This is a genomic window from Nitrospira lenta (assembly GCF_900403705.1).
GTDB classification, from domain to species: domain Bacteria; phylum Nitrospirota; class Nitrospiria; order Nitrospirales; family Nitrospiraceae; genus Nitrospira_D; species Nitrospira_D lenta.
The window spans coordinates 1-1,208 of record NZ_OUNR01000010.1 but is presented as its reverse complement, the minus strand read 5'-3'; the positions used below and the strand labels follow the sequence as shown (position 1 = coordinate 1,208).

The window sequence follows — 1,208 nt, the reverse complement described above, 5'->3', positions numbered from 1 at the left end:
TTACGCCAGAATCTCGGTTACCACGCCAGAGCCGACTGTTTTGCCGCCCTCGCGAACCGCAAACCGAAGCCCCTGCTCCATGGCGATCGGGCTGATCAATTCCCCCGTCACGCTCACGTTATCCCCCGGCATGACCATTTCCACGCCCGGGTTGAGCGAGACAATCCCCGTCACGTCCGTCGTCCGGAAGTAGAACTGCGGGCGATACCCGTTGAAGAACGGGGTGTGCCGGCCGCCTTCTTCCTTCGTCAACACATAGATCTCGGCCTTGAACTTGGTGTGCGGCGTAATGCTCTTCGCCTTGCACAACACCATGCCGCGCTCCACATCTTCCTTCTTCGTGCCGCGCAACAAGACGCCGATGTTGTCGCCCGCCTGGCCTTCATCCAACACCTTGCGAAACATTTCCACGCCAGTCACGATGGTAGTCTGCGTCGGCCGCAAGCCCACGATTTCAATTTCGTCACCCACCTTCACGATGCCGCGCTCCGCGCGTCCCGTCACAACCGTGCCGCGACCGCTGATGGTGAACACGTCTTCGATCGGCATCAGGAACGGCTTGTCAATCGGCCGCTGCGGCGTCGGAATGTAGCTATCGACCGCAGCCAACAGCTTCATAATGGAGGGCACGCCCAATTCGCCCGGATCCGCTTCCATCGCCTTCAAGGCGCTGCCGTGAATGATCGGGGTCTTGTCGCCCGGGAAGCCATACTTCGTCAGCAGCTCCCGCACTTCCAGCTCCACCAATTCCAACAGCTCTTTGTCATCGACCTTGTCGGCCTTGTTCAAGAACACGACGATGTAGGGCACGCCGACCTGGCGAGCCAACAGGATGTGCTCCCGCGTCTGCGGCATGGGGCCGTCGGCTGCGCTCACCACGAGGATCGCGCCATCCATCTGGGCGGCGCCGGTGATCATGTTCTTCACATAATCGGCGTGGCCCGGACAGTCGACGTGCGCATAGTGCCGATTGTCGGTCTCGTACTCCACGTGACTGATAGCGATGGTCATGATCTTGGTGGCATCGCGCCGCCCCTGACTCTCGCTCGCCTTCGCCACTTCATCGTACGGAATATACTTCGCCATCCCGCGATCGGCGCACACCTTCGTCAAGGCGGCCGTCAACGTGGTCTTTCCGTGGTCCACGTGCCCGATCGTCCCAATGTTCACATGCGGCTTCTTCCGCTCAAATTTCGCCTTCGCCATAA

At 60.3% G+C, this 1,208-nt stretch carries 1 protein-coding gene; it reads right to left on the bottom strand.

The genetic code is table 11. The features are described 5' to 3' along the window. A complete protein-coding gene (gene tuf, locus NITLEN_RS06340) occupies positions 1-1,206 on the bottom strand; it encodes an elongation factor Tu (RefSeq protein WP_121988767.1) in 1,206 nt (401 codons plus the stop codon). Positions 1,207-1,208 lie beyond the last annotated feature (2 nt).

Excerpts from the sequence above, each read along its gene's own strand:
- tuf (WP_121988767.1), bottom strand. The coding sequence starts at position 1,206 with ATGGCGAAGGCGAAATTTGAGCGGAAGAAGCCGCATGTGAACATTGGG.